The sequence below is a fragment of the Massilia orientalis genome (genome assembly GCF_030411975.2).
Classification (GTDB): domain Bacteria; phylum Pseudomonadota; class Gammaproteobacteria; order Burkholderiales; family Burkholderiaceae_D; genus Telluria; species Telluria orientalis.
The window spans coordinates 355,033-361,574 of the sequence record NZ_JASNRB020000008.1 but is presented as its reverse complement, the minus strand read 5'-3'; the positions used below and the strand labels follow the sequence as shown (position 1 = coordinate 361,574).

Sequence of the window (6,542 nt, the reverse complement as noted above, 5' to 3'; positions counted from 1 at the left end):
GGCGGAATTGGTAGACGCGCATGGTTCAGGTCCATGTGCCGCGAGGTGTGGGGGTTCGAGTCCCTCCGTGGGCACCAAAAGCTACCCGGTCTTCGAGACCACCAGGATACTGGCGCAAAACGCCGCAATCTTTGCAAAAGGATTGCGGCGTTTTGCGTTTCAGCGTTCGTCCGCGACAGATACCGGATCCAGATGCGCCGCCAGGAACGCGCCGATGCGCCGCTCGTACTCCTCGCGCGCGTACGCATGCAGGTTCACGTGCGCGGCGCCCTCCACCACCCACAACGCTTTCGGCTGCGCGGCGGCCTCGTACAGCCGCTGGGTTTCGGCCAGGGTCGTATGCAGGTCGGCGCTGCCGGACGCGATCAGCACCGGTGCCTTGACCCGTCCCACATATTTGATAGGGTGCAGCGCATCCGGCTGGATGCCGAGTCGCAGCGGCAGCTGCCACAGCAGCAGCGCGGACAGCGGCCCGCCCACGGGTCCCAGCCGCATGCGCAGGCGGTTGGCGACGGCTTCCTCGATCGTCGGATACATCGATTCCAGCACAACGGCATCGACGGGAGGGCAATCGCGGCACAGCACGAGCGACGCCGCGCCCAGCGACACGCCGATCACGCCGATGCGCTGCCCCGGCACCCGCCGCCGCAACTCCTCGAGCGCGGCCCGCACGCCGTCCGCCTCGCGCAGGCCGAACGTGACGAAGGAGGCCGTGCTGGCGCCCTGGCCCGGCAGGTCGATCAGCAGGACCGCATAGCCCTGGCCGTTGAGAAAACGGGCGCGCTCGGCCATGTCGCGGCGGTCGCCGTGGATCCCGTGCAGCAGCAGGACGACGCCGCGGTCCCGTCCCGGCAGCCACGAACCGACGACACGCTGGTCCGGCGCCGCGCGCAGCACCACGTCCTCGAAGCCGGGGCCGGCCAGCGCCACCGGCCGCGGCTCGACCGCGATCAGCTTCGAACCGATCGCCCATACGACGGCGGCGCCCACCAGCAGGAGGACGGCGAGTGCGATCAGGCAGGCGGAGAGCGGCAGGCGGAACGGCATGTCGGCCATTAGACCGCAATGCCGGCCTCCGGTCCAGCCGGCTTGTTCAGTGGGCCGCCAGATCGTCGAGGATGGGGCAGTCGGAGCGGGCGTCGCCATGGCATGAGCTGGCCAGCGTCGCAAGGGTCCGCTTCATCGCTTCCAGTTCCGCGATCTTGCGGTCCAGCGAGGCTACGTGTTCGAGCGCCAGGCGGCGCACGTCGGCGCTGGCCCGGTGCTTGTCGCGCCACAGCGCCAGCAGGTCCGCGATCTGGTCGAGCGAAAAACCCAGCGCGCGGCCGCGATGGATGAATTGCAGCATGCGCACATCGTCGTCGCCGTACAGCCGGTAGCCCGCCTCCGTGCGCCGCGCCGGCGGCAACAGGCCGATCGCTTCGTAATGACGCACCATCTTCGCCGTCACGCCGGACGCCTTGGCCGCCTCGCCGATGTTGAAATATGTGTCGTTCATGGTGCCAGCATACACCTTCCCACGATGGGAAGCTCAAGGGGCCGCTTGACTTGCCGCGCCAAGAGGTTAAGCTCGGCTAACCATGAAGAAGACTGTCCTCATCCTGTTCGCCATCGCCCTGGCCGGCCCGGTCGCCCTCAACGCGGCCCCGGCGCCGTGGTATCACTGGCGCAGCAAGAGCACCGGCACGATCGTCTGTTCGCAGACGCCGCTCGGCGAAGGCTGGGCGCGCGCCGACGGGCCGTATCGTGACGCCCGTTGCGAAAAACCATTGCCTGCTAAATAATCCACCAGAGGAGCTTGCAACAAGAAGGTCGCCGTAGTCCCCTAACCGAGGAGAAATCGATGTTCAACAACCCCGAGCAATTCGCAAACGCCACCAAGACCCTGTTCGACCTGCAGATGCAGACTTTCAATGCCCTGGCCACTAAAGCCGTGCAGGGCGTCGAGCAGGTGGTGGCGCTGAACCTGGCGACCGCCAAGCAATCGATGGAAAACACGCTGGAGGCCAGCCGCCAGTTCAGCCAGGCACCGGACCCGAAGACGGCCATCGATGCCCTGCAGGCGCGCGTGCAGCCGGGCGTGACGGAAGCGACGGCCTATGGCGAACAGCTCAAGCAGATCATCGGCGATATCAAGAGCGAATTCGAGCAGGCCGCCGACACCCACTTGGCCGAAGCGAAGAACACGCTGTCCGCGCTGATCTACGACGTCACGCAAAACGTCAAGCCGGGCCAGGAAAACGCAGTGGAAATCATCAAGGCCGCGATCGAGAATGCGTTCAAGGGCTACGAGCAGGTGACGCAGTCGACACGCGACGCCATGCGCCGCGTCGAGGAGGAGGTCGCGCGCGCGACCGAGCGGTTGAAAGCCGCCCAGTCGCAAGCGCCCACGTCGCACTGAATCAGGACGGCCGCGGCCCGACGCCCAGCATCTCTTCGATCTGGGCGAACGCCGCGTCGTCCTTCACCACCGACCGCAGCCACACGTGCAGCGGTTGCTCGCCCCAGTGCGCGGCCTTGTCGGCCAGGTAGGCGACGGGGCTGTGCGGCTCCGTGCGGCGGAAATAATCCGCCACGGCGCGCAGCTGGGCCAGCGCCTGGGCGCGCGATTGCAGCGGCCCGGCCGCCATCGGCGCCGGCGTCGCGACGACGACATCGGCCGCGCCGGGGACCGGCACCGCCTCCTTCAATGCGGGCTTGATGAACAGGACGAGACCTTCCAGTCCCGCGCGCGCGGCGCTGAAACTCGGACCGTCCGCACCGACGACCGCGTCGACACTCTTTTCCAGCCGGTCGAGCGCGCCCGCGCAATGCTCGCATTCGCGCATCAGGTTCGCGTAGAACGTCTGCGACGTGCGCTGGCGCGCGCCTTCCAGCTTCGCCAGCGAATCCCCGCCCTGCATGCGCGCGGCGTCGAAGTCGCGCTGGGCGTGGCCGTCCGCGCCGTCGGTGAGCGGCACGGCGCGCAGCCACGGCGCGATGCGCGCCGCCAGCCAGGACAGGTTGCCGATGCGGCGCTCGACCCCGTCCTCGTCCGGCAGCGGATGCAGGCCGTCCCAGTAACGCTCGCACAGCATGGCGATCAACAGCAGGCTGTCGGCCAGCGCGCGCACGCCGGCCGTCTGCACGCTGGCCTCGGCCAGCCACACGGCCAGCTGCAAGTCCTTGCTGCGCTGTTCGATCAGCCGGACGCACTCCCGGCCCACGAACTCCCAGTCCGCCTCCTTCAGCTCCGTGACCCAGGCGCCCTGCTCCAGCGACGGATCGTCGGCCTGGCGCGCACGCACGATGGCGTCGATCTCGCTGGAAAACGCGAGGTCGTCGCCGCAGGGCTTGTCCGCGCTGACGGGCGCGAGCAGCCGTTCCAGATTCAGCATGGTGCCCTCCTCACGCCGGTTCGACGGCGTACTTGATCTTGCCGGCCTTCGTGGCGCCGACCTTCACCTTGCCGATCGCGCCGCCTTCGGCCATGCGCGCCAGCACGGTATCCGCGATCTCGGGCAGCAATGTGCCGTTCAGGATCGTGTCGACGTTGCGCGCGCCCGAATCGACCTCCGTGCAGCGCGCCAGCACGGCCGCCACGAGCGCATCGTCGTATTCGAAGCGGGCGTTGTGGTTGACGGCCACGCGCTGCTTGATGCGATCCAGCTTCAATCGGATGATGCTGGCGAGGACGGCGTCGTCGATCGGATAGAACGGCACCACCGTCAGGCGGCCCAGGAACGCGGGCTTGAAATGCTTCATGAGGGCGGGCCGGATCAGTTCCGCCAGCTGGTCCGGCGTGGGCCGCTCGTTCGGTGCCTTGTTCAGGCAGGCCTGCATGATCTGGCTCGACGCCGCGTTCGACGTCAGGATGATGATCGTGTTGCGGAAGTCGATCTGGCGGCCCTCCGCGTCGTCCAGCACGCCCTTGTCGAAGACCTGGAAGAACAGCTCCAGCACATCGGCATGCGCTTTTTCGACTTCATCGAGCAGCACGACGCTGTACGGATTGCGCCGCACCGCTTCCGTCAGCACGCCGCCCTCGCCATAACCGACATAACCCGGCGGCGAGCCTTTCAGGCCGGAGACGCTGTGCGCTTCCTGGTATTCGCTCATGTTGATGGTGACGAGTTTCCGTTCGCCGCCATACAGCAGGTCCGCGAGCGCGAGCGCCGTCTCCGTCTTGCCCACGCCGGACGTGCCGACGAACAGGAACACGCCCTTCGGCTTGTTCGGGTCCTCCAGGTGCGCGCGCGCCGTGCGCACGCGCTGGGCGACGATCCCGCTCGCGTGGCCCTGGCCGAGTATCCGTTCGTCCAACAAGCCCTGCAGATTCATCACGGTGCGGATCTCGTCCTTCACCATGCGCCCGAGCGGGATCCCGGTCCACGCGGCGACGATGGCGGCCACCGTCTGGCCGTCGACCTGCACGGGTACGAGCGGCGTCTCGCCCTGCAGCGCATGCAGCGTCGCGACCTTCGCGCGCAGCCCGGGGCTGTCGCCCTGCCCCGCTTCCAGCCGCGCGCGCATCGCGTGGATCTCGGCGCACAACGCCTGCTCGGCATCCCAGCGCGCGCGCAGGCGGTCCTGTTCGTCCAGCGCCTGTGCGCGCTCCGCGTGCAGCGCGGCCAGCGCGGCGCCGTGGTCCGCGCCCGCGCTCTCCTCGCGCACGAGCGCCTGGATGCGCGCGTCCAGGCGCTCCACCCTGCGCGCGCAATCCTCCAGCACGGCGGGTGTCGCCTTCTGGCCCAGCGCGACCTTGGCGCAGGCCGTATCGAGCACGCTGACGGCCTTGTCCGGCAGCTGGCGCCCGCTGATGTAGCGGTGCGACAGCCGGACGGCTTCCACGATCGCCTCGTCGTAGATGCGCACGCCGAAGTGCGCCTCCATCAGCGGCGCCATCGCGCGCAGCATCGCGCTCGCCGTCTCCTCGTTCGGCTCCTCGACCTTCACGACCTGGAACCGGCGCGCCAGCGCGGCATCCTTCTCGAAGTATTTCTTGTACTCGCTCCACGTCGTGGCGGCCACGGTACGCAGCTCGCCCCGCGCCAGCGCGGGCTTCAACAGGTTGGCCGCGTCGTTCTGGCCGGCCGTGCCGCCCGCGCCGATCATCGTGTGCGCCTCGTCGATGAACAGGATGATCGGATGCAGGCTTTTCTTCACCTCGTCGATCACGTTCTTCAGGCGGTTCTCGAACTCGCCCTTGACGCTCGCGCCGGCCTGCAGCAGGCCCAGGTCCAGCGTGTGGATCTCGACGCCGCGCAGGACATCGGGCACGTCGCCCTGCGCGATGCGCAGCGCGAGGCCTTCTACGACGGCCGTCTTGCCCACGCCCGCCTCGCCCGTCAGGATCGGGTTGTTCTGGCGCCGCCGCATCAGGATGTCGATCACTTGCCGGATCTCGGCATCGCGCCCGATCACGGGATCGAGCTTGCCCTCGCGCGCACGCGCCGTGAGGCAGGCCGTGTACTGGTCGAGCGCGGGGGTCTTGCCGGGCGCGCTCGCCTGCAGTTCGGTGACCGGGTCCGCGGACGGCGCCGGGGCGGCGGCCAGCACGGCCGGCGCTTCGTCGGAGCCGTGCGTCAGCTTGTCGAAATCGTGTTTCAGGCGGTCGAGCGGGAAGCCGGCGAAGTGGCGCGACGCGCGCTGGGCCAGTTGCGCGAGGCCCGGCTCCGTCAGCAGCGCGAGCAGCAGATGACCGCTGCGAATGTGCGACGGATGACCCGAGGCGCCGAGCGATGCGATCAGCCAAGCGTGCTCGAACAGCACGGGCAGGTGACGCGAGAACACGGGCGTGCGCGCGCTGCCCGACGGCAGGCGCTCCACTTCCTTGCGCAAATCGGATTCGAGGCCGGTCAGGCCGACGTCGGCCGCGCGCGCCACCACCACGAGGTCGCTCCCGGGCTGCTCCAGCAGCGCGAGGAACAGGTGCTCGATGTCGACTTCGTACTGGCCGAGCCCCACGCAGATACCGGCAGCGCGCGTGGCGGCCGAGCGCGTGACGTCGTTCAGCTTGGCGATCAGGGTCTTCAGGTTGATATCCATGTCGAGGTCCTTTGTGGAGTTGACGCGGCAGCCCTGCAGATCGCGTAGTTCAGCGAGGATGGCTGCAGCACGGCGTTGAAATTGACAGGAACGACAGCCGCGCCGGGACCGGCGTGCAGGGTCGCATTGATCACGAAACTGAGGCGGTTGACGCCGCCCTGCTCCGAAGCCAGGGTCGCGCTGACGTTTTTCAGGCGCGGTTCGTGGCGCTCGATGGCGTCCTTCAGGCAGGCGCAGATCGCGGCCCGGTCCTCACTGCTCGACAGGCAGAACTCGGCGAAGTCGGTCAGGCCATAGTTCAGGACCGAAGCGCGCGCCAGCGGCCAGGCGTCGAATGCTCCGGGCGGCAGGCCGGCGCGGGCATTCAGCAGCGCTTCCAGGTCGCGCGCGATGCTGTCCTTGAGCTGCTCGCCCGCTGGTCGGCCGGGGTGGGCCCGCTCGCCCATCAGGCGGTCGAGCAGGCCGGGAACATAGGCGGTCATCGCGGCTCCCGTACAAAGACGCAGTAAAAAAAC

Annotated in this window: 7 protein-coding genes and 1 tRNA gene; 3 read left to right on the top strand and 5 right to left on the bottom strand. The window is 68.4% G+C overall.

The features are described from left to right. Positions 1–77, top strand: a tRNA-Leu gene (locus QPK29_RS15560). Between the two features lie 82 nt (positions 78–159). Here the strand turns inward: QPK29_RS15560 and QPK29_RS15555 are convergent. Together QPK29_RS15555 and cueR are read right to left on the bottom strand one after the other, a co-directional pair. Next, on the bottom strand, positions 160–1,047 hold the full coding sequence (locus tag QPK29_RS15555; RefSeq protein ID WP_400189776.1) for an alpha/beta hydrolase: 888 nt from the start codon (positions 1,045–1,047) through the stop codon (positions 160–162). A gap of 46 nt (positions 1,048–1,093) precedes the next feature. Further along, on the bottom strand, positions 1,094–1,498 hold the full coding sequence (gene cueR / locus QPK29_RS15550) for a Cu(I)-responsive transcriptional regulator (protein ID WP_371769849.1): 405 nt from the start codon (positions 1,496–1,498) through the stop codon (positions 1,094–1,096). An 82-nt stretch (positions 1,499–1,580) separates the two neighbouring features. On the opposite strand from cueR, the gene QPK29_RS15545 reads away from it, so the two are divergent. Together QPK29_RS15545 and phaP are read left to right on the top strand one after the other, a co-directional pair. Then, positions 1,581–1,784, top strand: coding sequence for a hypothetical protein (locus QPK29_RS15545; protein WP_056128128.1), 204 nt, complete (start codon positions 1,581–1,583; stop codon positions 1,782–1,784). A gap of 59 nt (positions 1,785–1,843) precedes the next feature. After that, entirely contained in the window at positions 1,844–2,401 is a 558-nt protein-coding gene (gene phaP / locus QPK29_RS15540) for a TIGR01841 family phasin (protein ID WP_056128124.1), read from the top strand. Position 2,402: 1 nt separating this feature from the next. On the opposite strand, the gene tssA is transcribed toward phaP, so the two are convergent. The 3 genes from tssA to tssE are packed head-to-tail and all read right to left on the bottom strand — an operon-like array spanning position 2,403 to position 6,509. Then, entirely contained in the window at positions 2,403–3,377 is a 975-nt protein-coding gene (gene tssA, locus QPK29_RS15535; RefSeq protein WP_371769850.1) for a type VI secretion system protein TssA, read from the bottom strand. Positions 3,378–3,387: 10 nt separating this feature from the next. Further along, positions 3,388–6,027 (bottom strand): type VI secretion system ATPase TssH, encoded by a 2,640-nt coding sequence (tssH, locus tag QPK29_RS15530; RefSeq protein WP_371769851.1) that lies wholly within the window; start codon positions 6,025–6,027, stop codon positions 3,388–3,390. Beyond that, positions 6,012–6,509, bottom strand: coding sequence for a type VI secretion system baseplate subunit TssE (tssE, locus tag QPK29_RS15525; RefSeq protein ID WP_371769852.1), 498 nt, complete (start codon positions 6,507–6,509; stop codon positions 6,012–6,014). The genes tssH and tssE overlap by 16 nt, the downstream gene beginning before the upstream one ends. Positions 6,510–6,542 lie beyond the last annotated feature (33 nt).

Coding starts and splice junctions, on each gene's coding strand:
- QPK29_RS15545 (WP_056128128.1), top strand. CDS start 1,581: ATGAAGAAGACTGTCCTCATCCTGTTCGCCATCGCCCTGGCCGGCCCG.
- tssA (WP_371769850.1), bottom strand. CDS start 3,377: ATGCTGAATCTGGAACGGCTGCTCGCGCCCGTCAGCGCGGACAAGCCC.
- tssE (WP_371769852.1), bottom strand. CDS start 6,509: ATGACCGCCTATGTTCCCGGCCTGCTCGACCGCCTGATGGGCGAGCGG.
- QPK29_RS15555 (WP_400189776.1), bottom strand. CDS start 1,047: ATGCCGTTCCGCCTGCCGCTCTCCGCCTGCCTGATCGCACTCGCCGTC.
- phaP (WP_056128124.1), top strand. CDS start 1,844: ATGTTCAACAACCCCGAGCAATTCGCAAACGCCACCAAGACCCTGTTC.
- cueR (WP_371769849.1), bottom strand. CDS start 1,498: ATGAACGACACATATTTCAACATCGGCGAGGCGGCCAAGGCGTCCGGC.
- tssH (WP_371769851.1), bottom strand. CDS start 6,027: ATGGATATCAACCTGAAGACCCTGATCGCCAAGCTGAACGACGTCACG.